The sequence below is a fragment of the Nocardia sp. NPDC046473 genome (assembly GCF_040645995.1).
Taxonomy (GTDB): domain Bacteria; phylum Actinomycetota; class Actinomycetes; order Mycobacteriales; family Mycobacteriaceae; genus Nocardia.
In genome coordinates this window covers 237,894-263,468 of sequence record NZ_JBEYZJ010000001.1, presented here as the reverse complement: position 1 = coordinate 263,468, position 25,575 = coordinate 237,894, and the positions used below count along the sequence as shown (strand labels likewise).

Annotated in this window: 27 protein-coding genes and 1 pseudogene; 19 read left to right on the top strand and 9 right to left on the bottom strand. The window is 68.1% G+C overall.

Features of this window, described 5'->3' with window-relative positions; translation table 11 throughout:
* Positions 1-33: 33 nt before the first annotated feature.
* A complete protein-coding gene (locus ABZ942_RS01310; protein ID WP_357377848.1) occupies positions 34-276 on the bottom strand; it encodes a MoaD/ThiS family protein in 243 nt (80 codons plus the stop codon).
* Complete coding sequence (gene moaA / locus ABZ942_RS01305) at positions 269-1,327, bottom strand: GTP 3',8-cyclase MoaA (protein ID WP_357377846.1); 1,059 nt, start codon at positions 1,325-1,327, stop codon at positions 269-271. The genes ABZ942_RS01310 and moaA overlap by 8 nt, the downstream gene beginning before the upstream one ends.
* Before the next feature lie 139 nt (positions 1,328-1,466).
* Between moaA and glp the strand changes: the two genes are divergently transcribed.
* From glp to ABZ942_RS01285, 4 genes are all read left to right on the top strand, one after another.
* Positions 1,467-2,714, top strand: a complete 1,248-nt coding sequence (glp, locus tag ABZ942_RS01300) for a gephyrin-like molybdotransferase Glp (protein WP_357377844.1) — start codon at positions 1,467-1,469, stop codon at positions 2,712-2,714.
* Positions 2,715-2,738: 24 nt separating this feature from the next.
* Positions 2,739-3,782 carry a bifunctional molybdenum cofactor biosynthesis protein MoaC/MoaB gene (moaCB, locus tag ABZ942_RS01295; RefSeq protein ID WP_357377842.1) on the top strand — a complete coding sequence of 348 codons (1,044 nt, stop codon included), beginning with the start codon at positions 2,739-2,741 and terminating at the stop codon, positions 3,780-3,782.
* On the top strand, positions 3,769-4,203 hold the full coding sequence (locus ABZ942_RS01290) for a molybdenum cofactor biosynthesis protein MoaE (protein ID WP_357377841.1): 435 nt from the start codon (positions 3,769-3,771) through the stop codon (positions 4,201-4,203). The genes moaCB and ABZ942_RS01290 overlap by 14 nt, the downstream gene beginning before the upstream one ends.
* 89 nt (positions 4,204-4,292) lie before the next feature.
* Positions 4,293-5,300, top strand: coding sequence for an AraC family transcriptional regulator ligand-binding domain-containing protein (locus ABZ942_RS01285; protein ID WP_357377840.1), 1,008 nt, complete (start codon positions 4,293-4,295; stop codon positions 5,298-5,300).
* A gap of 4 nt (positions 5,301-5,304) precedes the next feature.
* Here the strand turns inward: ABZ942_RS01285 and ABZ942_RS01280 are convergent, their stop codons facing one another.
* The 4 genes and pseudogenes from ABZ942_RS01280 to ABZ942_RS01265 all read right to left on the bottom strand — a co-directional run bounded on the left by ABZ942_RS01280 (position 5,305) and on the right by ABZ942_RS01265 (position 8,990).
* Positions 5,305-5,709: a hypothetical protein gene (locus ABZ942_RS01280; protein WP_357377838.1), complete on the bottom strand. Its 405-nt coding sequence runs from the start codon at positions 5,707-5,709 to the stop codon at positions 5,305-5,307.
* Complete coding sequence (locus ABZ942_RS01275) at positions 5,688-6,731, bottom strand: CobW family GTP-binding protein (RefSeq protein ID WP_357379317.1); 1,044 nt, start codon at positions 6,729-6,731, stop codon at positions 5,688-5,690. Before ABZ942_RS01275 ends, ABZ942_RS01280 begins: the two co-directional genes overlap by 22 nt.
* 753 nt (positions 6,732-7,484) lie before the next feature.
* Positions 7,485-8,267 (bottom strand): annotated as a pseudogene (locus ABZ942_RS01270) (N-acetylmuramoyl-L-alanine amidase); the annotation flags it as partial.
* Positions 8,268-8,411: 144 nt separating this feature from the next.
* A complete protein-coding gene (locus ABZ942_RS01265; protein ID WP_357377836.1) occupies positions 8,412-8,990 on the bottom strand; it encodes a sigma-70 family RNA polymerase sigma factor in 579 nt (192 codons plus the stop codon).
* 189 nt (positions 8,991-9,179) lie between these two features.
* On the opposite strand from ABZ942_RS01265, the gene ABZ942_RS01260 reads away from it, so the two are divergent.
* The 6 genes from ABZ942_RS01260 (at position 9,180) to ABZ942_RS01235 (ending at position 14,547) form a co-directional block, all read left to right on the top strand.
* Positions 9,180-9,551 (top strand): hypothetical protein, encoded by a 372-nt coding sequence (locus ABZ942_RS01260; protein ID WP_357377834.1) that lies wholly within the window; start codon positions 9,180-9,182, stop codon positions 9,549-9,551.
* Positions 9,552-9,578: 27 nt separating this feature from the next.
* The gene (locus tag ABZ942_RS01255) at positions 9,579-10,328 is read left to right on the top strand and encodes an SDR family oxidoreductase (protein WP_357377832.1); all 750 of its coding nucleotides are present in this window, start codon (positions 9,579-9,581) and stop codon (positions 10,326-10,328) included.
* 254 nt (positions 10,329-10,582) lie between these two features.
* Positions 10,583-11,275 carry a hypothetical protein gene (locus tag ABZ942_RS01250; RefSeq protein WP_357377830.1) on the top strand — a complete coding sequence of 231 codons (693 nt, stop codon included), beginning with the start codon at positions 10,583-10,585 and terminating at the stop codon, positions 11,273-11,275.
* Positions 11,276-11,641: 366 nt separating this feature from the next.
* Entirely contained in the window at positions 11,642-12,808 is a 1,167-nt protein-coding gene (locus tag ABZ942_RS01245; RefSeq protein WP_357377828.1) for a transcription termination factor Rho, short form, read from the top strand.
* 75 nt (positions 12,809-12,883) lie between these two features.
* Positions 12,884-14,092, top strand: coding sequence for an MFS transporter (locus ABZ942_RS01240; protein ID WP_357377826.1), 1,209 nt, complete (start codon positions 12,884-12,886; stop codon positions 14,090-14,092).
* Positions 14,093-14,145: 53 nt separating this feature from the next.
* A complete protein-coding gene (locus ABZ942_RS01235) occupies positions 14,146-14,547 on the top strand; it encodes a PaaI family thioesterase (protein WP_357377824.1) in 402 nt (133 codons plus the stop codon).
* Here the strand turns inward: ABZ942_RS01235 and ABZ942_RS01230 are convergent.
* Together ABZ942_RS01230 and ABZ942_RS01225 are read right to left on the bottom strand one after the other, a co-directional pair.
* The gene (locus ABZ942_RS01230; protein WP_357377822.1) at positions 14,468-15,679 is read right to left on the bottom strand and encodes an MAB_1171c family putative transporter; all 1,212 of its coding nucleotides are present in this window, start codon (positions 15,677-15,679) and stop codon (positions 14,468-14,470) included. The genes ABZ942_RS01235 and ABZ942_RS01230 overlap by 80 nt on opposite strands.
* Positions 15,680-15,812: 133 nt before the next feature.
* Positions 15,813-16,250, bottom strand: a complete 438-nt coding sequence (locus ABZ942_RS01225) for a hypothetical protein (protein ID WP_357377820.1) — start codon at positions 16,248-16,250, stop codon at positions 15,813-15,815.
* A 98-nt stretch (positions 16,251-16,348) separates the two neighbouring features.
* On the opposite strand from ABZ942_RS01225, the gene ABZ942_RS01220 reads away from it, so the two are divergent.
* The 8 genes from ABZ942_RS01220 to ABZ942_RS01185 all read left to right on the top strand — a co-directional run bounded on the left by ABZ942_RS01220 (position 16,349) and on the right by ABZ942_RS01185 (position 24,353).
* A complete protein-coding gene (locus ABZ942_RS01220) occupies positions 16,349-16,915 on the top strand; it encodes a TetR/AcrR family transcriptional regulator (RefSeq protein WP_357377818.1) in 567 nt (188 codons plus the stop codon).
* 128 nt (positions 16,916-17,043) lie between these two features.
* Positions 17,044-17,403 (top strand): hypothetical protein, encoded by a 360-nt coding sequence (locus tag ABZ942_RS01215; RefSeq protein ID WP_357377816.1) that lies wholly within the window; start codon positions 17,044-17,046, stop codon positions 17,401-17,403.
* A 272-nt stretch (positions 17,404-17,675) separates the two neighbouring features.
* Complete coding sequence (locus tag ABZ942_RS01210; RefSeq protein WP_357377814.1) at positions 17,676-18,437, top strand: NAD(P)H-binding protein; 762 nt, start codon at positions 17,676-17,678, stop codon at positions 18,435-18,437.
* Between the two features lie 93 nt (positions 18,438-18,530).
* Complete coding sequence (locus ABZ942_RS01205) at positions 18,531-19,694, top strand: sensor histidine kinase (protein ID WP_357377812.1); 1,164 nt, start codon at positions 18,531-18,533, stop codon at positions 19,692-19,694.
* Positions 19,691-20,359, top strand: a complete 669-nt coding sequence (locus tag ABZ942_RS01200; RefSeq protein WP_357377810.1) for a response regulator transcription factor — start codon at positions 19,691-19,693, stop codon at positions 20,357-20,359. The genes ABZ942_RS01205 and ABZ942_RS01200 overlap by 4 nt, the downstream gene beginning before the upstream one ends.
* Positions 20,360-20,434: 75 nt before the next feature.
* Positions 20,435-21,844: a nitrilase-related carbon-nitrogen hydrolase gene (locus ABZ942_RS01195; protein WP_357377808.1), complete on the top strand. Its 1,410-nt coding sequence runs from the start codon at positions 20,435-20,437 to the stop codon at positions 21,842-21,844.
* A 323-nt stretch (positions 21,845-22,167) separates the two neighbouring features.
* The gene (locus ABZ942_RS01190) at positions 22,168-23,469 is read left to right on the top strand and encodes an MFS transporter (protein ID WP_357379315.1); all 1,302 of its coding nucleotides are present in this window, start codon (positions 22,168-22,170) and stop codon (positions 23,467-23,469) included.
* A gap of 284 nt (positions 23,470-23,753) precedes the next feature.
* Positions 23,754-24,353, top strand: coding sequence for a hypothetical protein (locus tag ABZ942_RS01185; RefSeq protein WP_357377806.1), 600 nt, complete (start codon positions 23,754-23,756; stop codon positions 24,351-24,353).
* Between the two features lie 117 nt (positions 24,354-24,470).
* Here the strand turns inward: ABZ942_RS01185 and ABZ942_RS01180 are convergent, their stop codons facing one another.
* Positions 24,471-24,650, bottom strand: a complete 180-nt coding sequence (locus ABZ942_RS01180) for a hypothetical protein (protein ID WP_357377804.1) — start codon at positions 24,648-24,650, stop codon at positions 24,471-24,473.
* A gap of 114 nt (positions 24,651-24,764) precedes the next feature.
* Here ABZ942_RS01180 and ABZ942_RS01175 point away from each other — a divergent pair, with 114 nt between their 5' ends.
* The gene (locus ABZ942_RS01175) at positions 24,765-25,316 is read left to right on the top strand and encodes a hypothetical protein (RefSeq protein ID WP_357377802.1); all 552 of its coding nucleotides are present in this window, start codon (positions 24,765-24,767) and stop codon (positions 25,314-25,316) included.
* Positions 25,317-25,575 lie beyond the last annotated feature (259 nt).

Sequence of the window (25,575 nt, the reverse complement as noted above, 5' to 3'; positions counted from 1 at the left end):
ACCGAGCACGCAACCGCGCGCCCTAGGGCTGGCTCAGCCGCCCGCGAACGGCGGCAGCACGTCCACTCGCGGCGTCAACGCGGTGTGCGGGTCGCGGGTGAGTTCGTCGCCGACGAGGTAGGCACACACCGACAGCATCTTGTCGAGGTTCGGCCCGTACGAGGCGGACAGCGTCGAGCGCAGGTCGGCGACGGTGGCGCCGCTCGGCAGGTCGAGGGTCTCCCGGTCCTTGCCGACGGCGTCGGCGATGGCGGCGAAGTAGCGGATCTCAACCACCGATGGCTCCCATCGTGCGTTCCGGCGGCACGAAGCCCTCGATGTCGATGCCGTGGCCTGCCCACTTGTTCCACATCGCGCCGCGCCACAGCGTCGCCAGTTCGGCGTCGTCGGCGCCGGAGCGCAGCACCTGCCGCAGGTCGTACTCCTGGTCGCTGAACAGGCAGGAGCGCAGCATGCCGTCAGCGGTGAGCCGGGTGCGGTCGCAGGTGTCGCAGAACTTGCGGGTGACCGAGGCGATGATGCCGACGGTCGCGGGGCCGCCGTCGACCAGCCATTTCTCGGCGGGCGCCGAGGGATCGTCGCGGCCCGCCGGGGTGAGGTCGAAACGGGCGCCGAGCACGCCGAGCAGTTCGGCGGCGGTGACCATGTTGGCGCGGGCCCATTCGTGATCGGCGTCGAGCGGCATCTCCTCGATGAACCGCAGCGAGCACGATTCGTCCAGGCACCATTGGAGCAGATCCGCTGCGCCGGACAGGGTTTCGCGCATCAGGACGGCGTTCACCTTGACCGGGGCCAGCCCGGCGTCGCGGGCGGCGCGAATGCCGGCCAGCGCCGAGTCGAGCCGGTCGCGCCGGGTCAGCTTGGCGTAGCCGGCGCGGTCGACAGTGTCCAGCGAGACGTTCACCCGGCTCAGTCCGGCCGCCGCGAGCGCGGGCGCACGGTGCTCGAGTCCGACGCCGTTGGTCGTCATGGCCAGGGGTGTGTCGGGCACCTGTTCGTGGCAGCCCGCGATGATCTTTTCGAGGTCGCGGCGCATCAACGGCTCACCGCCGGTGAACCGGACCTCCTGCACGCCGAGCTCGCGCACCGCCAGCGCCACCAGGCGCACGATCTCCTCGACGGTGAGCAGTTCGTGGTGCGGTATCGCGGGCAGCCCTTCCTCGGGCATGCAATACGTGCAGCGCAACGAACACTTCTCGGTGATGGAGACGCGCAAATCGCGGGCCACCCGCCCGAATCGGTCGAGCAGGAACGGCGTATCGGGGCGCCCGTCGAGCGAGGGACGCCCGGAACGCACGGCAGGAATCCCCATCTCGACCAGAGTCACCTGTCCATTATGACCTCTGCCCGCCGTTGGTCAGTCGCAGAAGGTACGGAATCGCGCACCGCGCGCCGCACGAGATTGTGAGGTTCACACAAGCCAGACGGCCGATTGACCTCGATCGGCGGACGTTAGGCTGGCTCATATGAACCCTCGGCCCGCCAGCGTCTCGGCCCGGCCCGTCGACGACTACCGAGACAGCATCGAACAGCTGCTGCGGCCATTGGCCGCGCGCTCGATCGAAGACGTCTCGGTGCCGGAGGCACTCGGCAGGCAACTGGCCGACGACCTCCGCTCCCCGGTGGATCTGCCGGTGTTCCGCAATTCGGCGATGGACGGCTATGCGGTGCGCGCCGCGTCCGTGGTGGTCGCGCCGGTCACGCTGCGGGTGGCCGGTGTCGTCGCGGCGGGCAATGCCGGGCAGACGCCGCTGCCGCCCGGCGCCGCGATCAAGGTGATGACCGGCGCGCCGATCCCGCCCGGCGCGGACTGCGTGGTTCCGGTGGAGGACGTGCGCGCCGGCAACGGCACCATCACCATCGAACGCGGCCGCAGCGCAGGCGAATTCGTGCGCGAGGCGGGTACCGACGTGCGCGCCGGCGACCTGCTCGTGCACGCGGGCACCACGCTCGAGCCACGACACATCGCGGCGCTCGCCGCGGTCGGGTTGCCGACCGTGCCGGTGTTCCGCACGGTCCGGGCGGCGGTCATCACGACCGGCGACGAGCTCGTGCCTGCGGGCAGCACGTTGACGCCGGGGCAGATCTACAACTCTAACGGCATCGCGCTGGCCGCCGCGCTCACCGCGAACGGGGTCACCGTCGTCTCGGTCACGCACAGCACCGACGATCCCGACCGGTTCCGCGCGCTGCTGGCGGATGCGACCGGATCCGCCGATGTCGTTTTCACCTCCGGCGGGGTGTCCAAGGGTGACTTCGAGGTGGTCAAGGACGTGCTCGGACCGCTCGGCGGCACGTTCGGCTCGGTCGCCATGCAGCCGGGTGGGCCGCAGGGCCTGACCGTGGTCGACGGCGTGCCGGTGCTCAGCTTTCCCGGTAATCCGGTCAGCACCATGGTGTCGTTCGAGGTGTTCGCCCGGCCGATCCTGCGCGGCCTCGCCGGGCTGCCGCACGTCGACATCTACGAGCTGCCGCTGCGCAACGAGGTGGCCCGCTCGCCGCACGGCAAACGGCAGTTCTTGCGCGGCAAGCTGATTCGCGCGAAGCACGGCGATCTGCCCGCGCTGCACCGGCATCCGGAGGCGGTGGAGGTGGTCTCCGGTCCCGGGTCCCATCTCGTCGCGAGCATGGCGTGGGCGGATGTGCTGATCGATATTCCGGCCGAGGTCACCTCGCTGCCCGCTGGTGCCGTCGTACGCGTGTGGTCGCTGTGATCCGCCCTGTCCCAGGAGTTTTCGATGAGTGAGTTGTCCCATGTGGACGGCGAGGGCCGCGCCCGCATGGTCGATGTCAGCGCCAAGTCCGACACCACCCGGATCGCGGTGGCCGGCGGCGAGCTGCTGACCACCGCCGAGGTGATCGCGCTGGTGCGCGCCGACGACATGCCCAAGGCCGACGTGCTGTCCACCGCGCGGATCGCGGGCATCGCCGGGGCGAAGAAGACCTCGGAGCTGATCCCGCTGTGCCATCAGCTCGCCCTGTCCTCGGTGCAGGTCGAATTCGGCTTCACCGAGTCCAGCATCACCATCGAGGCCACGGCAAAGACCAAGGGGCCCACCGGCGTCGAGATGGAAGCGCTGACCGCGGTCGCGGTCGCCGGGCTGACGCTGCACGACATGGTGAAGGCGGTCGATCCGGCGGCGACGCTCAACGGAGTGCGGCTGCTCACCAAAGAGGGTGGCAAGCATGGACATTGGGTGCGTCCCGAGTCCGCCGACCATCAGCAGGGTAGCGCCGCAACGAAACCCGTCCCCGGCGAGCCACACGCAGCGAGCACCGCGTCGCCAGCACCCATTTCGGGCGCTCGATCCGCGGTTGTCCTCGTCGCCTCGACCGGTGTCGCGGCGGGCACCCGGGAAGACACCACCGGGCCGGTACTCACGGAATGGCTTGCCGGTCTCGGCTTTTCGGTCCGCGGACCGCTCGTCTACGCCGACGCCGACATCGCCGTCGGACTGGCCGACGCGCTGCGCTTCGAGCCGTCGCTGGTGATCAGCACCGGCGGCACCGGCGCCTCGCCCACCGATGCCACCCCGGAGGCCACCCTCGCCGTGCTGACCCGCGAGCTGCCCGGCGTCGCCGAGGCGATCCGCCAGCGCGGCACCGCGAAGTTCCCGCTGGCCGCGCTGAGCCGCGGCGTGGCCGGGCTGGCCGGACGGTCGGTGCTGGTGAACCTGCCGGGCTCCCCCGGCGGCGTCAAGGACGGCATCGCGGTGCTCGAACCGCTGCTCGATCATCTGCTCGCGCAAGTAGCCGGAGGCGGAAGCCATGACAACAACTGAACCCACCGTCCGGCTGGCCCGGATCAGCGACCAGCCGCTCGACGCCGCCGCGGTCGAGGCCGCGGTGACCGGGCCGCACTACGGCGCCGTCGTCGTGTTCACGGGCAAGGTCCGCGACCACGACGGTGGACAGGCCGTTTCCGCGTTGGAGTACTCGGCGCATCCGGAGGCCGAGCGCTTCCTGCACAAGGTCTGTGCCGAGCTAGCCGAGTCCGCGGGCCTGCCGGTCGCCGCCGTGCACCGGATCGGCGCGCTGACCGTCGGTGACGACGCCATCGTCGTCGCGGTCGCCGCCGCGCACCGCGCCGAGGCCTTCACCACCTGCGCGGCCTTGGTGGATCGGATCAAGCACGAGGTGCCGATCTGGAAGCGACAGCTGTTTGCCGACGGGTTGTCCGAATGGGTCGGCGCCTGCGGTTAACCGATCCGTGACAAGAACCCCATGACGAATCAACACGCCGGAGATAGCGTTTCCGCGCACGCAGTTCGCCGGAGGCGCGGGAGGACGCGATGGGTACCGATCAGGTTTTGCTGCACCGGTTCGTTATCTCTCAACTCAGCGCGGCCGGTCTCGATCGCGATCGACTGATCCGCGAGACCGGGCTGCCCGAGTGGACGCTGGCCGGTGACGACGTGCACCTGCCCAGCCACACCTTCTCCCGGCTGTGGGAGATCGGCGAACACGGGCTCGGCGATCCGGACGTCGCGCTGAACGTGGCCAAGCGCTACCAACTGCACACCCTCGGCCTGTACGACTATCTGTTCTCCACTGCGCCCACGCTCGGCGCGGGCCTGGCCACCTGCGGGCCGTACGTCACCGCGGTCACCACCAACCACCGCTTCGACCTGGTCGCCGAGCACGACGGGGAGGTGACGCTCTACCTCGACATGATCAAGGGCGAGGGCCGCGGCCGCGACCTCACCCAGCTGTGGGGCCTGGCCGCCGTACTCAGCCGGGCCAGGCGGGTGGTCCGTGAGCCGGTGATCCCGCTGCGGGTTTCGCTGCGCCAATCGGCGCCGGTCAAGGTGGAGACGTTCGTCGAGGTGTTCGGCACCGCCGCCATCGAATTCGACGCACCGTTCGACGCGATGGTCTTTCGCGCCGACGATATGGACCTGCCGCTGACCACCAGCGATCCGGTGCTCGCCGCGGTGCTGCGGCCGCTCGCCGAGGCCTTGCCGCCACCGCCGCCGCTGGCCACCGCCTGGCCGGCGCGGGTCGCGGCCGCGCTCGCCGACGCGCTGGAAACCGGCGATGTCTCGCTCGATCAGGTGGCGCACCGGCTGGCCACCAGCCCGCGCACGCTGCAGCGTCGCTTGATGGAGGCGGGCACCACGTGGCGGCACGAACTGGATCGGGCGCGCAGCGCGCGGCTCAACGAGGCGACGTCGGCCGGTCCGCTCACCAGATCCCGACAGGCCGAACTGCTCGGCTACTCCGACGCGGGCTCGATGCGCCGCGCGGCCCGGCGGTGGTCGGCGGCGCCCCGCGGACAACAAGCCGCCCGCTTCGACTGAGATCTCACGGTTTGAGGAAACGCGCCACGGTGCCCCAGAACGTGGTGTCCTCGATCGCGCGGAAATCCCAGCCGTTGGCGATGGCATGTGATTCGGCGACAATGCCGGGAACGTCGAAGTCGTAACGCGTGGCGGTCCCCTTGGCCTCCAGCGCTTCGATCACGTACGCGGTGGCGCTCTCCAGCGAATCTGACATGGAAAACTCCCATCGGTCGCAAAACGAATCGTCTCGATCATGATCGGTGCGCCGACCCGACACCACGCGCGGCATATCGCACCATTGCGTAAGTGCCGACGCGGCGGGCACCAGGACAGTCTCGTGTCCGCCCGACGCCGCCGGTAGCACCGAACGCGCCAGATTTCTGCCGAACGCGCCAAACTCGTCGCTCAATGCGGCGTGTAGCGCCACACGCCGAGCATGGATTGTGCGTCCAGCGGGGCTTCGTCGAGGTGCACGGTGTCCTGCAACCGTTTCGTAGCCAGCTCGGCGTCCATGCCCGCACCGATCAGCACCAGCTGGGTCGCACGGGATTCGCCGCGCGCCCAGTTCGCCGACTCGAACACGAGATGGCGACCGACCAGGTGCAGCACGAACTTGCGGCGCTCGTCGGCGACGGCGAAGGCGGCGAAGCCCTTGGCGCGGAACAGGCCGGGCGGCGGGTCCTCCAGGAAACCGATCAGGCCGCGCGGGTCCAGCGGCTGCCCGCTGGTGAAGGAGACGCTGAGGTAGTCGTCGTGCAAATGACGGTGCTCGGTGTGGTCGTGATCATGGTCATCGAGCAGTTCGTCGAAGCTCAATTGCTCGGCGACCCTAGGAGTTTCACGCAACGGCTCATCGAACAGCAAGCCGGGCTCGAGCCGACCGTGCGTGGTCGCATACACCGGTACCTGGCCGATCAGCTCCGCGATGTCCTGCCGCAATGCGCTCAGCTGCGTGGCGGGCACCCGGTCGGCCTTGTTGACCACCACCAGATCCGCCAGCCGCAGATGCGTGGTCAGCTCGGGATGACGCGCGCTGCTCGCCGGGAACTGCTCGGCGTCGACCACCTCGACCAGGCCGCCGTAGCGGATGCGCGGGTTGTCGCTGCCCACCACCATCCGGATGAGGTTGCGCGGCTCGGCGAGGCCGCTGGCCTCCACCACGATCACGTCGATCTTGGCGCGCGGCTGGGCGAGCCGGGTGAACAGCTCGTCCAACTCGCTGACGTCGACCGCGCAGCAGACGCAGCCGTTGCCGAGCGAGACCATCGCGTCGACCTGCCCGGCGACCAGCATCGAGTCGATGTTGATCGCGCCGAAGTCGTTGACGACCACGCCGATTCGAGTACCTCGGCTGTTGCGCAACAGGTGGTTGAGCAGCGTTGTTTTCCCGGAACCGAGAAACCCCGCGACGATCACAACAGGAATCCGGTCAGCCACGCCGACCACCATACTTGGCGACGCAACGGGCCAGGAAAGACCGAACGTCACCCTCGGCGAGGGTGACGTTCGGTCGTACGGCGGGTGCTATTTGGCGGGGGCGATGAACTTGGCCGCCAAGGCGTAGGCGAGGTTGATCAGCTCCGCGGTGACCAGGTTGTTGTCCACGCCGAGGGACTTGGCCAGCGGCATCAGCAGGGTCAGGACCATGTCCATGATCTCGCGGACGGACTGCATATCGCTCGACTCGCCGGGCACTGTCGGGTGGGAGCCCGGCAGTGACGGGCTCTGCTGGGTACCGGGGGCGGTCGGCGATTGCTGGGTGCCCGGCCACGTGCCCGGACTGGTCTGCGCCGGTGGTGTGAAGGGTGACGCCTGGCCCTGGGGTGCGGTCTGTCCCTGCGGCGCAACCTGGCCCTGCGGTGCGACCTGGCCCTGCGGCGCGTTCAGCGCCTGGGCGCCTGCCGGAGGTTCAGTGGACGCCGGATACGGCTGCAACTGCGGCGAATTCGACTGCACCTGCGGTGCGTCCAGCGCCTGCGGAGCCGCCGCGCCCGCCGGGGGCTCGGTCGACGCCGGATGCGGCTGCATCTGCGGTACGGCCTGCGGCGGCGGCCCGGCCAGCGCCTGCGGTGCCGACTGCGCGGGCGGTTCGATCGCCGCCGGTGCGCCCGCCTGCGGTTCGGTCGATGCCGGATGCTGCTGCGGCAGCGGTGCCGCGGCGGGCCGCTCGCCCGTCACATTCGGCGTCACCGACTGCGGCCCGAGCAGATAACCCACCAGCCCGGTGGTAATGGCGACGGCGTGCTCGAGCTGACCTTCCTTACTCTCCAGCACCGCGGCATCCTCGGCGTTCGCGCCGTTGCCCATCTCGATGAACACATCCGGCACCGCGGTGAGCGCGGGTCCCGCAATGTCCTTGCGCGGCATCAGACCGTCCGCGCTCGCGTACTTCGCCGGCGCGAACCCGGCCCCGAGGTAGGCGTCGCGCATCGCGGTCGACGCGGCCAACCCGGCATTGGACTGGATCGCATTGATCGTCGGGTCGGGAATCGGCAGTTCGGGCACGATCAGGTGGAAGCCACGCTGGTCGGCGGGCGCACTGTCGGCGTGAATGCTCACCGCGACGGCAGCACCGGACTCGTTGGCGGCCTTGGCGCGGTCATCGATGCAACCGCCCCAGCCCTGATCATCGAGGCGACTCAACTTCACCTGCGCGCCGAACTGTTCCAGCGCGGTCTTCACCAACTGCGCGACATTCCAGTTGATGGTGTGCTCGGGCACCCCGTTCACGGTGACCATGCCGGTGGTCTGGCAGTCCTTCGTGCCACCGCGACCGTCGCTGACCTGCTTGGCGACATTCTCGCTGTGGCCGGGACCCTGATGGCCCGGATCGAGGAACACGGTCTTGCCCGCGAGCTTGGTGGTCAGATCCGGCTGGGCCGGATCGGCGGTAGCGGTTACCGGAACCAACCCGGACAGCGTCACCGTGACCGCGGCCGTGACGGCGGAACAGATTCCGGCCCTGATGATGCTTGGTTGCTTCATGTTCGGTCGGCGCCCCGGGGACAGGGCACCCCTCCCTTCCCATTAGTAACACCAAACCCAGTGGTTCACTCTCGCAACGCAAGCATCAGCATAGCAACCCCAGTTACCTAACCGTTACCGCTGGCGCGGCGTGTTCAGGAGCAATCAGGCGCCGCGGGGCAGGCTGCGTAGCGAACGCAGGGCATAGTGCACCCGGGTCTTCACGGTGCCGACGGGGACACCGATGTCATCGGCCACTTCCTGATAGGCGCGGTCGCGCAGGATCACCTCGACCACGGCCTCGCGCTGCGGGTCGGGCAGCATGGCCAGCAGCTCCGCGACCAGCAGCCCGTCCACCAGCCTGTCCGAGAAATCGGGATGGGCGTAGCGGATGTCGCTGAGTTCGCTGACCTCGTCCCAGCCGGTGTCCCCCGGCCGGGACGCCCGCGCGCGCACGGTGTCGATGATGACGTTGCGCAGGATCGCCAGCAGCCAGGTCCGCACGCTGCCCTTGGTGTTGTCGAAGAACGCGCACGAGCGCCACGCCCTGAGCAGCGACTCCTGCACCGCCTGCTCGGCCAGCCCGCTATCGCCTAGCGCACGCATCGCCCGCCAATGCAGCAACGCTCGGTCGGTTGCCAGCACCGCGGCCAGCCCGTCGTCGGTGCATAGTCCCGCGCACTGCGCGCCGCATGAGGTGGGCTGCCGCACCGTCCGGACGGACTCGAGCCGAGCGCATGTCATACCTCGGATATCGCGGCACGCCCGGTCGATGACAACATCGTGCGCGATTTGATAATGCATCCGCACAAGAAATGTGGAATGCGGCACATTCAGCTGGGCGGTCTGGTAGACCTTGGCCCCGGAGATTCGGGGATCTCCCAGGTCAGCCGCTGTGCGGCGGTTGCAGCACGATTCGAGGAGAACATCGCCATGCGCGCAAGCACACTCCTCATCGCCGGCGCCATGACGTCCGCGATGACCATGCTCGGAGCCGCGACGGCGGCGGCCGAACCCGCGAACACGATGCCCGTGGACGGCGTCTACCTGGTGGGCGTCGACATCTTCCCCGGCATCTGGGAGGCGCCCGGCACACCCGACCCGGCCTACGGCTGCGATTGGCGCAGGCTCTGGAAGGTGGAGGGCGACAACACCAAGATGGAATACATCATCGGCGACAACTTCACCCGGCTCGGCCCGATCCGCGCGGAGATCAAGCCGACCGACGTGGCCTTCAAGACCACCAACTGCGGCCCGTGGCGGCTGCTGCCCCCGCCGCCGCGTACCGGATCGTTCGGCGGCTGAGGCCGACGCCTCGCTAGGGTCGAGCCCATGACGAGGACCAAGATTCTGATCACCGGCGCCAGCGCGGGCCTCGGCGCCGCGATGGCACGCGACTTCGCGAGCAAGGGCCGCGATCTCGCGCTGTGCTCCCGGCGGCTGACCGCACTCGAGGCGCTGCGCGATGAGCTCGTCGCGGCCCATCCCGGCATCACCGTCGCGGTCCGCGCGCTCGACGTCGACCAGCATGCGGCGATACCGGGCATCTTCGGCGAGCTGCGCGACGAGCTCGGCGGACTGGACCGGGTGATCGTCAATGCGGGCCTCGGTAAGGGCGCGGTGCTCGGCACCGGCCGGGCGGCCGCCAATATCGCTACGGCGACAACGAATCTCGTCAGCGCCCTCGCGCAGGCCGAGGCGGCATTGGAAATCTTCCGCGCGCAGAACTCCGGCCACCTGGTGCTGGTGTCCTCGATGAGCGCGGTGCGCGGGCTGCCGGGCAAGAAGGCGGCGTACTCGGCGAGCAAGGCGGGCCTGGCTGCGCTCGGGCAGGCGCTGAGCACCGAATTGGCGAAGTCGCCGATCGCGGTCACCACGCTGCTGCCGGGGTTCATCGCCACCGACATGGCGGCCAAGGCGGGCGACACCCGATTGGTGGCACCGCTGGACAAGGGTGTTGCCGCGATGGTCGGCGCGATCGAGAAGGAGCAGCGGCGGGCGTGTGTTCCGGCCTGGCCCTGGCGCGTGCTCGATCTGGTGCTGCCGGTGCTGCCGGGCGCGGTGGTTTCCCGCATCAGCTGAATCCGCGCGTTCGGCAAAAACACGAAATAACGTGTCGCGCGCCACATTATCGGATGCTAAAAGTTAGCCAAATGTCCGAATTTATGTTTCTTTAACACATTCCACTTCTATTTGACGCTTCCTTTGCGCCCGCTGTTACATCTTCGTAATAAATTGCGACGAGCCTTTGCGGAGGTTCGTAACGATGGGCCGCGCCGGCTCGAGTCCCAACGAAGGGCCGAAGGTGCTCCTGCTGAGGAAAGTGTTTGAAAAGTATGAGGGTCAAGAAGTTCGCTGCCGCGTCCACGCTGGTCATCGCGGCTGTTGGGATCACTAGCGGCACCGCCTACGCAGAGCCTGCCGCACCGGCCCCCGTTCCGGGGTCGACCGTGCAGACCGACATTCTGCCCGGTATCCACTACACCGCGAATGTGGTGGATAACTCGGTCGTACTGAAGACCGAGGCCGGGTCGTTGACGACACAGGGCACACAATTCCAGGTTCTGGATAACCAGGGACGTCTGGTTGCTGGCATGCCGCTGACCTACCTGAAAGACGGCATGGAATGGCCCATTGCGGCCCAGATCGACGGCAACACCGCCACTTTCACCCCGAGCACCAACGCGGCGGACGCGCACCCCGCCGCGATGCTGAAGCCGGTTGACGCGAAGGATGTCGCGGGCGTCGACTTCAACACCGCGCTGAGCACGGCGGCCACCCAGTTCGGCCTGGCCACCGCCATCGGCACCCTGGTCGGCACCATCGTCGGCGGCGCGCTCGGCTGTGTCGCGGGTGCGATCATCGGCGCACCGCTGGTCGTGCCGACGTTCTTCGCCGGTCCGATCGGCCTGTGCATCGCGGGCGCCGGCGTCGGCATCGCGCTCGGCGCCGCGGCGGGCATGATCCTGCTCGGCGTTCCGGTCGGTATCGCCAGCGCGGTCCAGTTCTTCAGCTCGGTGTATGGGTAAATAACACCGAATACCGCCGAGGCCCGGCAGGTGACTCTTCGTCGCCTGCCGGGCCTCGTCGTCGTTGTCTGACCCGCCACTCCCAGCGCCAGGGCCCAATGCTCGCCGCTGGGGAATACTTCTGCCTCGAAGGTCGTTCAGCCGAACGAGACCGTTGCGCGCCGAAGGTCGAACCTGTACTCTCGGCCACGTCTTCTACTTGTGGATGTAGGTAGTTCTCCCACAAGAATTCCGAGATCCCCTTCCGACCCGGTCAACAGAGCCGTTCCGGAATATCACTCAGGATCCTGCCCCGCGACGTGCCCTACGCCGTCGCATTCACGGCTGTTCGCCGTACCCACAACTCACTCCTCAGAAGGAAATCCCATGAACACCAACACAATCAACGAAACCAATACCGACGTCCCAGCGGCCGAACAGCATTCGACTCGCACCGTCACCGGCATCCTCGACCTGCACGACAACCGCGGCACCCTGCGCCTCGACGGCTACCTGCCCGGACCACACGACATCACGGTGCCACAACGCCTGATCCGCGAACACCGCCTGCGTCGTGGCGACTTCCTCACCGGCACAACACAATCCGCAGGCGCAAACGGCAAACCCGCGCCGCTGCACAGCGTCGGCACGGTCAACGGACAGCAGCCGGACAAGATCCGGCACCGGCCCGCCTTCGCCGACCTGGTGCCGATCTACCCCAACGAACGCCTGCGCCTGGAAACCGAACAGCACGCCATGACCACCCGGGTCACCGACCTGGTCATGCCGATCGGTAAGGGTCAGCGCGCACTGATCGTCGCGCCGCCGAAAGCTGGCAAAACCTCTGTGCTGCAAGCTATCTCGCACGGCATCGCGAAGAACCACCCGGAATGCGAGCTCATGCTGGTGCTGGTCGGCGAGCGGCCGGAAGAGGTCACCGACCTCACCAGGGCGGTGCCGGCCGACGTCGCCGCGGCCACCTTCGACCAGCCCGCCCGCGAACACATCGCGGTCGCCGAACTGGCCATCGAACACGCCAAACGACTCGTCGAGATGGGTCGCGACGTGGTGGTCCTGCTCGATTCACTGACTCGCCTGGCTCGGGCCTACAACCTGGCCAGCCCGGGCTCCGGCCGGGTGTTGTCCGGCGGCGTGGAGGCCTCCGCCCTGGCCCCGCCCAAGCGTTTCCTCGGCGCGGCCCGCAATATCGAGAACGGCGGATCGCTGACCATCATCGCCACCGCGCTGGTGGAGACCGGCTCGCTAGCCGACACGGTGATCTTCGAGGAGTACAAGGGCACCGGCAACGCCGAGCTCAAACTGGACCGCGCCGCCGCGAACCGCCGGGTCTTCCCCGCCGTCGACATCAATCAGTCCAGCACCCGCAAGGACGAACTACTGCTCGCACCCGACGAGCTGGCCGCGACCCAGACCCTGCGCAAAACCCTTGCCACACTGGACAACCAGCAGGCCCTCGACCTGCTGCTGGAAGGCCTGCGCAAGTCCGAGACGAACGCCGAGTTCCTCGCCCCGATGCGCGCCGGACGCGGCTGAGCGGATTTTCGCCATGGAAGGGTAGTGGCGTAAACCCGCCAGAGCCGCGAGCGCGCCGCTGGTGGACTTGGCGAGGTGTCCACACTTCTCACCACCTCCGCCCCGGCGCCCGCCCGCAGCACACTGACCGGCTGGCTCGCCGTCGTCTCGGTGATGATCGCGATCTTCTCGATCGTCACCACCGAGATCCTGCCGATCGGTCTGCTCACCTCGATCGGCGGCGACTTCACCATCTCCGACGGCATGGCCGGGCTGATGATGACCATGCCCGGACTGGTCGCCGCCGTCGCCGCGCCGGTGGCGACCGTCGCCACCGGGCGGATCGATCGGCGAATCATGCTGTGCCTGTTCATGTTTCTGCTGGTCCTTGCCAACGCGCTGATGGCGGTCGCGCCCGAATACTGGGTGGTGCTGGCGTCCAGGGTGCTGATCGGCATCACCATCGGCGGGTTCTGGTCGATCGCGGCCGGTTTGGCCGAACGCTTGGTACCCGTGGCCGTGGCGAGCCGGGCCAATGCGGTGATCTTCTCCTCGGTGCCGCTCGGATCCGTGCTCGGTGTACCCGCAGGCACGCTGCTCGGCGAGATCGCCGGCTGGCGAACGGCATTCGTGGTGGTCGGGGTGCTCTCAGCGGTGGTGCTCGGCATGTTGCTGACGTTTCTGCCGCCGCTGCCCACTCGGACCGTCACCCGGGCGTCCGTGCTGCGCGGACTACTTCGCGGTATCAATGTCCGATTCGCCTTGCTGGCAACGTTTCTCGTCGTGCTCGCACAGTTCGGCGCCTATACCTATGTGACACCGTTCCTCGAACAGGTCACTCACGTCGGTCCGGGCATGATCACGTTGCTGCTCCTGATCTACGGTGTCGCAGGCATTCTCGGCAATTTCCTCGGCGGCGCCGCGATCACCCGGCGACCACGCGCCACCCTCGGCTGCGCCGCGGCGCTGATCGCAATCGCCACGCTGGGGTTTCCCCTTCTCGGCCGATGGGAGGCAGGAGCGCTTGTGCTGCTGATCATTTGGGGTATCGGGTACGGCGCGGTGCCGGTGTCCACCCAGGCCTGGTTCGCCAAGGCCGCGCCCAACGCGCCGGAGGCGGCCTCGGTGCTGTTCACCGCCTCGTTCCAGGCGACGTTCGCGCTCGGCGCACTGACCGGCGGGCTGGTAGTGGACCGGGGCTCGCCCGCCACGGTGATGCTGCTCGGCGGGCTCACCGCAGCGCTGGTGATCGTCGTGGTGGTGGTAACCCACGCCGCGCAGCGCCGGACCTGGCCGGACCGGTAGGCCTTACCTCGCGGGTAATCGACCGGCGGCGCCGGATCGGGCAGGATCACGTCATGATCGATGAGACGGGCACCAAGCTGTTCCACCAGACCATGCCGTTCACCGAGCGCCTCGGCATCGAGGTGCTCGAGCACGGGCCCGAACTGGTGCGCAGCCGCATCGCCTGGGACGAATCGCTGTGCACGCTGGGCGGTGTGCTGCATGGTGGCGTACTGATGTCGCTGGCCGACGCCACCGGCGCCGTGTGTGCCTACCTGAATCTGCCGGAAGGCAAGGCGGGCACCACCACCGTCGAATCGAAGACCAACTTCGTCAGGGCGGTCCGCTCGGGCTACGCCACCGCCTCGTCGACCGCGCTGCACGCGGGCCGCACGTTCATCGTGGTGGAAACCGAAATCCGCGATGACGCAGGAAAACTGGTCGTGAAGGTGACGCAGACCCAGGCTGTACTGTAGGCGACCCGGAAAGAGTTGTCGCCGACCACACCCGAGCCAGATCGAGCAATTGCCGGAGTTCGGTGTCGAAATCATCGGCGAGCCACGGCAACTGCCCCGCACCACCGGAACCGATCGGCCGCAGGCCGTATTTCCTGGCATGGGCGGCATGGGCCAGCTGTTGCGCGTAAGCGATTGTCGTCCAGTCGGATTTGCCGCGCCGGACCGGTTCCGGTCCCGGAACGTCCGGCGCGGCAGGCAGATACGGTCCGAGATGGAGCAGCGCGTCCCGGATCTCGACGGTCATCCTGAGCAGCCGTGCGGTGGCATCGACGCGGCGCGGCTCGGCCGGGGACAGCACGATCTCGGGCACCGCAGCGGTCAGATCTCGCCAGAGCGGCGACAGTCTGCGGCACGAGCGCGCCGCACTGTCCAAGCCCGCCTGCATGCCAAGGAGCCGAACCAGCGGGACGGCGACAACGGTGACATTGACGATGACGCAGAGCGTGAAGGACGCCGCGATGCGCGGCAATTGCGGGCCGAGCGCAGGCCATCCGGTGAACGACTGGCTTATCGAAAGTCCTTCGCAGAGCCAGGTGTACGCGGTGGAGACGAACATGATGCCGAGCACGAGCCGCTCCCAAACGGGCGGGTCGCCGGACCTCAGTTCGCGGATACCGAGCCGGCCGTACACCACCGTGTGCCACAGCAGTGGCACGCCGAAGGCGAGGCCGGTGACAATGCCTTCCCAGTCGGGATTCATCGCGACCAGGCGTCCGTCGTTCCGTGCCGACGTTCCTGCGACGACGATAGTCACCGTCGCACCCAGCGCGATCAAGCTGCGGAGCCGATGGTATCGCCACACGATGCCCGGATCGGCCTCCGCCGCCGCGTCCGCCGACCTGCCGATCGTGGCCATATACGTCGTGGTCATCAGGATGCAGCCCAGCGCGAGCTGATTCGCCAGCGAGGTAATGGTCGGGGTCAGCGTGCACCGGTACAGCAGCAGGGCGGCGAGACTCCACAGGAACAGCCGATTGATCAGCTGGTCGAACAGGGCTTCTCGGACGAGAAGCAGCCGCCCGCCCACAATGATCGCGACGTAGCCGATCACCGACCAGGCAACCGGTGCCGAGGTCAGCCACGCCGTCAATGCCGCTCCCCGGAACCCGACACTGCCTGCACTCCAGCGGGATACCGCCGACCTCGACTCGCCATGGACCCACGACAACACGGCAAAGCCCGCTCTGGCAACAGTTCTCGTTGCCGGAGCGGGCTTCCCAGGTTCAGCCGAACAGGACCACACCCAGGGCCGCGATGAAGACGACCTGAACGACGAGGCGCAGCGGCAGCGGCATGGTCTTGATGCCGAGATCGGCCTTCGCGGCGCGAATGTTGGCCGGGAACAGGCAGATCAGCAGCACGATCAGTGCGCCGGCGGCGAGCTTCGAGGTGGCCGGGATGAGTAGCCCGGCCCCGCCCGCCAGTTCGAGGACGCCGGTGAGAGCGACCAGTGCGGCCGGGTTCGGCAGCTTCGGCGGCACCATCGCGATAAGCGCCTCGCGGCGCGGGGCCAGGAAGTGCGCGCTGGCGGTCAGCACGAACATGGCCGCCAGGCCGAGTGCGACGGCGTGCGGCCAGGAATCCAGCCATTCGGGTCCGGCCAGCCAGCCGATGAGCCGGGCCAGTGCGGTAACGACGGCGAGTACAACCAGCGGGGCCATCAGGGTCTCCTACGTTCTAACGATCAATCTTGACACTGGAAAGATTAGAGCTGACGCGGAAACTTGTCAATGGCTAGATTCTCGGGCACCATCGAGTCATGGCGAAAAGCGGTTATCACCACGGGGATCTGCGGGCCACCATCCTGGCCGCGGCGGCCGACCAGATCGCGAGCGACGGCGTCGACGCGGTGTCGCTGCGCGAGCTGGCCCGCCGGGCCGGCGTCTCGCACGCGGCGCCCGCGCACCATTTCGGCGACCGGGCCGGCGTGCTGACCGCGCTGGCCATCGAGGGTTTCGAATTGCTCACCGCGGAGCTCACCCTGGCCGGCGCCGACTTCCGCGAGGTCGCCGCCGCCTACATCCGGTTCGCGCGCGAACATCCCGGGCATTTCGATGTGATGTTCCGGCACAGCCTGTTACACGCCGACGATCCGCGACTGGACGAGGCCAGACTCCGCTCCGCGGGCGCGCTGCGCTCCGGCGTGTCCGGCATCCACCCCGGCAATGCCGAACGGCAGCAGGCCACGCAGCTGGCCGCATGGTCACTGGTGCACGGGTTCGCCGCGCTGTGGCGCGAAGGGGCGCTGGATAATTCGAGCCTGGCCGCGGGCACCGACCCCGAGGTGCTCGCCCGCCGTATGCTCGCCACCGTGCGCTTCGACTGACCGGCAAACTCCACCGTCCGACAGCAAATCCCGGACAACGCGAGCAACCGCCGCGCGCGTACGGCACAGTGGGGCACCAGGATTGCGGAAAGGAGTTGGCGCCACCACCGGTGGCTGCCGTCGACACCATGGACATCCATGCTTACCCGACCGAGTGCACCACTCCGGTGACGCTCGCCGAAGCGGAACGTCTCACCGAGCGCTACCTGGCCTTCGACGACGACGCCGGACGCGGAATCACCAATCGGATCACCGAATTCGACAGCTGCTTCGTGGTGGTCGCCATCTTCGCCCCGCCGCCGCCGACCGAAACCCGCACTCCGCCAAGCCCGCTGCCCATCGGCGGCACGGTCAGCACCATCGACAAGGCCAGCGGCGCCATCACCCTCTGGCCGACCTACCCGCCCGACCTGGTCGCCGAACACCACGCGGCGGCGGTGCGCACGGACCGGCTGATCATCGAGGAAACCTGGCCCGCGAGTAGCTGAGCACGCCGGCGCGGCGGTCGCGGTCGCGGGTAGCCGGACGACCAGCAGACCACGAAATCGAAACGGCCGTCAGGAATTACGGCCGGGGTCGGCATCATCGAATCGACCAGCCGCCGCCACCGCGCCCGGTTGCGGCGCGGCGACCGGGTCGGCCGAGCCCGCCGGCCGCGAGATCCACCTGTCACACTCGCGCGCCCGGAATCGTCATCTGTGTGAAGAGCTGCCGAGGTGGCCGGGAGCTCGGCTCTCGGCCGGTACGAGAGGGAACGATCATGACTGGGACGATTCTGGTTACCGGTGGGACCGGCACATTGGGGCAGCATGTTGTTCCGCTGCTGGTGGATGCCGGGTCGAAGGTGCGGCTGTTGAGCCGCAACGCGCATGAGTCGGCGGCCGGCATCGAGTACGTGACCGGGGACTTGTTGAAGGGTGAAGGGGTGGCGACCGCGGTCGCGGGCGCCGAGGTCGTGCTGCATCTCGCGGGTGGACCGAAGGGAGACGAGGTCGCGACCGCGCACCTAGTGGACGCAGCGGCGCGGGCCGGTGTGCGGCACCTCGTGTACATCTCGGTCGTTGCGGCGGAGGCGATTCCGCTCGGTTACTTCAAGGCCAAGGCGGCGGCGGAGCGGATCGTCGCCGAGTCGGGGATGCCGTTCACGACCCTGCGGGCCGCGCAGTTCCATGATCTGGTGTTGAAGGGGGTGCGCGGGTTGGCGAAACTGCCGGTGGTGCCGATTCCGGGTGGGGTGCGGTTGCAGCCGGTCGATTCGCGTGAGGTCGCGGCTCGGCTTGTCGAGTTGACGTTGGACGAACCGGCCGGGCAGGTGCCGGATCTGACCGGGCCGACGGTGTATGGGCTGGCCGAGCTGGTGCGTGGCTACCTGCGGGCGAGCGGAAAGCGGCGGCCGCTGCTGCCGGTTCGGCTGCCGGGCAAGGCGGGCAAGGCGTATCGGGCCGGGGCGAACATGACCTTCAACGGCACCCAGTTGGGGCAACGGACCTGGGAAGAGTTCCTGGCCGAGCAGTTCGGCTGATACGACCCGCGATGGACCTCGCCCAAGAGGTTGAGCGGGGATCAGACCGGAGAGTGAGGCGATAGCGGGCGCGGGCAGTTCAGACTGATATCTGTGAGACCTATCAATGCGGTTACCCGGGCCGCGGGTGCCGTCGATGACGTGACACGGCGGGTGACCGAACGGTTCGAGCGATTCTCGCCCGGTGCAGTCGATCTCGTGCTGACCGCGGTAGTGACCGTCGTCACCGTCGGACCTGCCGTGCTCACGGGCCAGTCGTGGTGGGTGATCGTCGTGTCGGCGGTCGCGTCCGTGCCGGTGCTGTGGCGGCGGCACGCGCCGATCACCGTATTCCTGGTGGTCGGTCCAGCGATGACCGTGCTCGCCTGCCTGCACGCCATGCCCGATCTGCCCTACGGCACCGTGGTTTGTGCGTACACGATCGCCGCGTACAGCCCGCCGGTGCGGCGGCGCGCCGCCTTTGTGTCGGGCACCGTCGGCATCCTGCTCTCCCTGGTGATCCCCGACGAGAGCCCGGATTCCTACGCCTACGCGGCCATGTCCTTCCTCACCGCGTGGGCGCTCGGCACCGGCGTCCGGGCCAGGCGGGCGCAGATCGAGATGCTCGAGGAACGCGCCCGCCGACTCGACGAGGAACGTCTTGCCGCCTTGGACCGGGAACGCCTGCGGATCGCCAGGGACATGCACGATATCGTCACGCACTCGGTGGGCGCGATGATCGTCCAAGCCGAGACCGGCCCGCTGTTCACCGGCCCCGACCCGGCGCGAGCGGACGCCACCTTCGCAACCATCGCGGAAACGGGTCGTGTTGCGGTGCAACAACTTCGGCGCAGTCTCGATACGCTGCGCGGCGAATCCGCCGACCCCCGCCACCAACCGGGCATCGAGGCGATCGCCGACCTGGTCGAGCTGTCGCGGCGCGGCGGGCTCGCCGCGTCACTGGACGAGAACGGACCGCGGCGCGCGGTGTCCGACGATGTCGGCGTCACCGCGTATCGCGTGGTGCAGGAGGCGTTGGCGAACACCATGAAGCATGCGCGGGCCACCGGCGTGCGGGTGTCACTGCGCTGGTCGGATCAGCTACTGACGGTGCGGGTTTCCGATGACGGCGCGGGGCCGGCGCACCCGAAGCCCGGTGGATATGGACTGCTCGGAATGCGCGAACGAGTCACCGGCAACGGGGGAACGCTGCGACACGGCCCCTCGGACAGCGGTTTCGACGTCGCCGCCGAACTGCCGCTCGGACAAAGGAGTTGACCGTGCGCGTACTGGTGGTCGACGACCAGGACCTGTTCCGCGCCGCCTTCAGCCTGATCCTCGACGCCCAACCGGATATCACTGTGGTCGGCGAGGCCGCCGACGGGCTGGAGGCGATCGAGAAAGCCGACGCCCTGGCACCTGATGTGGTGGTCATGGACGTCCGAATGCCGCGCCTGGACGGCGTGGCCGCTACCCACCGCATCTGTGCCGAGACCTCAGCGAAAGTGTTGGTGCTCACCATGTTCGACCTCGACGAGTATGTTTTCGATGCCCTGCGCGCGGGGGCGAGCGGGTTCCTGCTCAAAGATGTTCGGCGCGAGGAACTGGTCGAGGCGGTCCGCATCGTCGCCAAGGGCGAGGCCCTGCTCGCGCCGACGGTGACCCGGCGCCTGATCGCCGAGCTCACCGAGCGCGGGCACCCGCGTCCCGAGCTCACGCGCCGCCTCGACGAGCTGACCGAGCGGGAGCGAGATACGTTGCGCCAGTTGGCGCGTGGGCTCTCGAACGCCGAGGTCGCGGCGGCGCTGATGGTCAGTGAGCACACGGTGAAGACCCACGTCAGCTCGGTGCTGGCGAAGCTCGGACTGCGCGATCGGGTGCAGGCGGTGGTGTTCGCGTATGAGGCGGGTCTGGTGCAACCGGGAGCCGCGCAACCGAGTTGACCCGCCGCACGAGGGAGATCTAATTCGGTCGTCTCGGCGATGTGCCCGACCGGTCGCGCACCGAATATCGAAGGGGTGAAACGCTTTCTGCTCGCCGTGTCGGCGATCCTGATCTCCGCGCTGCTGTGGCATTTCGGCACCGGCCTGCGGCCGCTGCCCGGGCTGGCCTTCCTGGCCCCGTTGCCGGTGCTGCTACTGATCCCCAGGGCGTCCGCGGCGACGGCGTTTCTCGCCGGAGTCCTGTCCTGGCTGGGTGGCGAGCTCCCGATGTGGTCCTACTTCACCGAAACCCTCGAACAGCCGGTCCCGGTGACCGTAGTGCTGCTCGGCGGAACCGCCCTGCTGTTCGGCGTGATCGTCACCGTGACGCGTGCGCTGCTGCGACGCGGGCGACCCGGTCTCGCGGTGCTTGCGCTGCCCGCCGGTTGGGTGAGCGTGGAATTCCTGCTCGCGGTGGCGGGTCCGTTCGGCGCGTGGTGGAGCATCGCCTACACCCAGGCCGACGTGCTGCCGGTGATCCAGACGGCCTCGCTCACCGGCGCGTGGGGTGTCACCTTTCTGATTCTGCTCGTGCCGTCGGCGATCGCACCACTGATTGCGCCGGAAGTTACACGGGCGCAACGCCTTCGAGTGATCGGCGCGACGTCGGCGGTACTGATTGTGCTCGGCACCTTCGGCTTCTGGCGGTTGGCCGCGCCGCAGCAGGGAGCAGCGGTGCGGGTCGGATTGGTGGCGGTGGCGCAGCCGCCCGACTACGTTCCGGTCGATTCGGCCGACGGCCGTGACATGGTGGCGCGGGTCGTCGTCGAGATCGAAAGACTGGCCGACCAGGGCGCACAGATGGTGGTACTGCCGGAAAAGTCCTGGCGCGCCGATGATTCCACCATCGGAGTGCTGTCAGGACCGCTGACGGAGGTCGCTACCCGCCGCAACATCGACGTGATCGCCGGACTGATCCTCACCACGGGTGGCATCAGCTACAACGCCGCGATCGACTATCCCTCCGGCGTGCGCTACGACAAGCACTATCTGATTCCCGGACTGGAGGACGAGCACCAGCCGGGCACCCAGTGGCAGAGCGTGCCGGGCAAGCCATGGGCCTTGGCGATCTGCTACGACCTGGACCACCCGAACCTCGTCCTGGCCAATCAGCGCCGCGGCGCGACATTGCTGCTGGTCCCCGCGCTCGACTTCACCGACGATTACTGGCTGCACAGCCGGATGGCGGTGCTGCGTGGCGTCGAATCCGGGATGGGTGTGGCGCGGGCGCCGCAACTCGGTGAACTCGTGGCCAGCGATTCCCGCGGGCGGATACTCGCCTCCGCGACAACGGATGTCACGGTTACCAGGGTGGTGCTCGCGGAAATCCCGTTGACCTCGGGCAACACCTTGTACGCGCGATTCGGCAACTGGTTCGGCTGGGCCTGCGTCGCACTGTTCGGCGCCGCGCTCGGCGCGACGGTGTGGCGACGGCGCACGGTCTGACCGACGCAGTTCGGCCCCGCCGACCGAGCAACCTCGGCGGGGGGCGGAGCTGCCCGGTTGCGGGTCCGTTATCAAGTCGTTACCATTCTGACATACACGCACTTCACCGCAGGTCGTGACGTCCGTCCGGCGTGTACGCACCAGGGCGTCACTGTTTGCGCCGATGGCAACGTGGGTATCGGTCTAATTCGTGCCCGGTCTCTGGTGTCAGGACCCGGAGGTAGGACGAAACGAGGTCCGCTCGACGGGCTGGAGAGGACACGTACGTGACTGACGGGGACCCAGAGAGCTTTCCGCTACGGCGATCGGTCGCCGCTTCCGCGATGGGCAATGCCACCGAATGGTTCGATTACGGCGTCTACGCCGCGACGGCCACCTATCTGACCGACGCCTTCTTCCCTGGAAATCTCGGCACGCTCGGCACCATGCTCGGCTTCGCGGTCTCGTTCCTGCTGCGCCCGCTCGGCGGCATGGTATGGGGCCCGCTCGGCGACCGGATCGGCCGAAAAGCCGTGCTGGCCACCACAATCCTGCTGATGGCCGCCGCCACCGGCGCCATCGGTATCCTGCCGACCCACGCCCAGGTCGGCGTGCTCGCGCCGATCCTGCTGATCTCCCTGCGCGTCGTGCAGGGCTTCTCGACCGGCGGTGAATACGGCGGCGCCGCAACCTATCTGGCCGAATGCGCGAGCGACAAGAAACGCGGCTTCCTCGGCAGCTTCCTCGAATTCGGCACGCTCGCAGGCTTTGTCGGCGGCTCGGCGACGGTGCTCGTCTGCCAGCTCGCGTTCGGCTCCGACGCGATGCACAGCTGGGGTTGGCGTATCCCGTTCCTGCTCGCCGTTCCGCTGGGTCTGGTCGGCTGGTACCTACGCTCGAAACTCGATGAGAGCCCTGTGTTCAGCGAGGTCGCCGAGGAGGACACGAAGCATCCGCCCGGTGGGCTGCGCGGCCTGCGCGAGCTGGTCACCACCTATCGGCGTGAGCTGCTCACCATGGCCGGGCTGGTCGTCGCCCTGAATGTCGTGAACTACACGCTGCTCACCTATCAACCCACTTACCTGCAGAAAACCATCGGCATGGGCGAATCGACCGCCACCACGATGATGCTGATCGGCCAGACGGTGATGATGCTGGTGCTGCCGTTCTTCGGCCGGCTGTCCGACCGGGTGGGCCGCCGCCCGATGTGGCTGTTCTCGCTGGTCGGCCTCGGCCTGCTCGCCATTCCGATGTATTGGCTGATGGGCCAGGGCACCGGGTGGGCCATCACCGGCTTCATCGTGCTCGGCCTGCTGTACGTCCCCCAGCTGTCGACGATCAGTTCGACCTTCCCCGCGATCTTCCCGACGCAGGTCCGCTACGCGGGTTTCGCGCTGGCCTACAACGTGTCCACCGCGGCGTTCGGCGGCACCGCCCCGCTGGTCAACGAGGCCGCGATCGAATGGACCGGCTGGTCGCTGTTCCCCGCCGCCTACATGGTCGGCGCGAGCCTCATCGGCCTGGTCGCCTGGTGCTTCCTCCGCGAGACGGCCGGCACGTCGCTGCGCGGCACGGAGGTCCCCGACGCGGGCGACGACCTCTCGCTGGACTCATTGCTGCCCAACAAGGCCGCTGTAGCCCCGTAACCGGGCAGTGCACGGACACTGCTGAGCATCTTCGCCTCAGCCATCTCCGTGCACTGCCAATTATTCGCGATTCACGGGTTTAATTTCGTTCGATTCGGGAATAGGCCACGACCGGTAAATGGCCGGACTCGATTAATTCGAATTCCGGCCCGGTGCGTTGCCGGGGCGTGATCGCCAGTGACTTGCCTGGCCTACCGGCGTCCTGCTCATTTCGAAGTAGCGGCACTAACGTGTGGAACGTTTGCACAGCATGTACCACTTCGAAGCGAGAAGGGGCTACACATATGATTTGCAAGATCGGAGCCGCGGCCGCCGCAGGGCTGACCGCGACACTATTGCTAACCGGTGCCGCCGGGGCGAACACATTCCAGACCGATCAATCGGCCGGCGGATTCACGGTCGTCAGTAAGCAAGACCCCGAGAAGTGCAAAGAGGGCAGCACGGACGGCAAGAAGAAGCAGAGCGACCCCGCCCCGAACGGTGCGGCTCCCGCACCAGGCGCGGCAGGCAGCGACCCCGAGCCGTCGGGCGCGGAACCCGCGATCAACCCACCGGCCGCGCCCGCCGGTATCTTGCCGGGCACCGGCAGCGCAACCGGCAAGACCACCCGCGACCCCGGCGCCGAAGAGGGCAAGACCGACCCGAAGAAGAAGGAATGCAAGACCCCGAGCACCGGCGATAACAGCACCGGCACGACGGATGAGTCCGGCGCAGGCACCCCCAGCACCGGTGGCGGCGCGGGCACTCCCAGCACCGGCGGCGGCGCGGAGACCCCCAGCACCGGCGGCACACCCGGAACGGGTAACAGCACCACCCCCGGAACCGGCGCAGGCACACCTGGCGCGGGCACACCCACCCCGGGCAACGGCCTCACCACTCACTGAGACTCGCCCTGGTGCAGTCCTCCGACTGAACAGACGATCGGCCCGCCCGACGTGTGTACCAAGGATCCTCGCCGCCCCAGCTTCCGCAGGTGGTAAGGGTCAGGCGTCGAAGCGCGATCAGAACTGTTCGGCGTCGTCGCCGTGCTTCTGCCCGGCGACGACGCGCACCGGCTTCAACTCCGCCTCGACGCGTCGAGTTGAGCAAATCCGCAAATCCGGCTTCCTGCCGCCCGCTTCCTCGACCGTCCGCCGGAAATGGCGCTGAAACGCCTCGCCGACACGGACCAATTCCCCCACGTCACACCCATTTCATACCGACCAGTTTTGCTCATTGTGATGTGAGCCACTATCGTGTTGAACGTTTGATCAGCATGTACGGATGTACCACTTCGATACGAGAAGGGGCTCCACATGAAAATCATGCTAGGAACCGCGGCCGCCGCAGGGCTGACCGCGTCACTCATATTCACCGGTATCGCGGGGGCGGAAACCCCGCAGGCCGGCGGATTCACCTCGGTCAGCCAACCCCCGTCGGGCGGCGCAGGCGGTGGCGCAGGCGGCGCCGGCCAGGTCAACCCGCAGGGCGGAAGCGGACAGGGCAAGGTCGACACCCCCAACGGCGGCGCAGGTGGCGCCGGCCAAGTCAACCCACAGGGCGGAAGCGGACAGGGCAAGGTCGACACCCCCAACGGCGGCGCAGGTGGCGCCGGCCAAGTCAACCCACAGGGCGGCGGCGCGCAAGGCGGTGCGAAAACTCCGGCCATGCCGGACTTGAGCCAAGTGCCGGGAGTCGGCGGCCTCGTGCCGAAGGGCCTGCTTCCTGGTGGCACACCAGGCGCTCCCGGCGCCACCCCCGGCGCACCGGGAGCAGCACCAGGCGCTCCCGGCACCGCGCCCAGCGCTCCGGCCGGTACCGCACCCGCCCTGCCGAACTTGGGCAACCTGTTCGGTTTCGGCGGCTGAACGCAGTGAAGTAACGCTGCTCGTCCAGCCGGGCCAGTCAGCCGGGCCTTTTCGCCGGAACGCGCCCTGGTGCGATTCGACTCCTGAACTGGCGCTCGGCCCGCTGGACGTATTCACCGACAATCCACGTTGCCGCCGCGGCTGCGGTCAACTCGAGCGGCGAGGATTGCGCGTCGAAGCGATGCCGAACTGGTCAACGTCGTGGGCGGTCCGCGGGCGGGGCGGCGACGGGGCGACCCGCAAGCGGACCCGCTGACAA